The sequence below is a fragment of the Dellaglioa sp. CoH-55-MRSF-8 genome (assembly GCF_056782195.1).
In genome coordinates this window covers 1-581 of sequence record NZ_JBXAYH010000049.1, presented here as the reverse complement: position 1 = coordinate 581, position 581 = coordinate 1, and the positions used below count along the sequence as shown (strand labels likewise).

Annotated in this window: 2 protein-coding genes; both read right to left on the bottom strand. The window is 54.2% G+C overall.

What is annotated here, in order from left to right; all coding sequences use genetic code 11:
* On the bottom strand, positions 1-350 hold a 350-nt coding region (locus tag AC1RPW_RS07825), incomplete at its 3' end, for a hypothetical protein (protein WP_481769415.1).
* On the bottom strand, positions 347-581 hold a 235-nt coding region (locus AC1RPW_RS07820; protein ID WP_438451022.1), incomplete at its 5' end, for a hypothetical protein. The genes AC1RPW_RS07825 and AC1RPW_RS07820, both read right to left, overlap by 4 nt.

Below are 581 nucleotides of genomic sequence, written 5' to 3'. Positions count from 1 at the left end.
GATTGCCGGTGGCCAGTGGCCGTAGAATTCCAAGCCGTAAGCTCAAACTTCAGTCGGGTCCACGCTTCGACCACGATAGGGTTTTCGCTTTCGGCCATAGAGCCAAGAAGCATGGCCAGCGCAAGCGCCGCACCGTCTTCGACATGGATCGTCAAACGCGGTCGCGTGTCCACTTCGTAAAGCACGAACTTCAATACGGGCTCCAGATTCAAACCCGGTTGATTGATCGTGAGTCGCGCTCTCGGGCTCATCGACGTATCGCTGATAAGCGAAGCATGCACCTCACCCGTATCGTCATCTAGCCATGCGCTGTAATGTCGATCCGTCTGTATATTTCGTAGTACTGTCATTTTGCAGCCTTGATGATTGCGGTCGTTGATGGAGGAACAGAGCTGTGATCGCCGCCGACCACAAAACCATCCTGAAACTGGACATCAAACGTCGTATGCATATTGAGGACAGCGCGCCGTGCTTGGGTCCCATGTACTTTTAGGACCAGCGGACCCGGGCTCGGTGCATTCTCTACCCAATATTTACCCAGCAGCGACACCAGATAGGTGCCGTAGGACACTGCCTTGGTA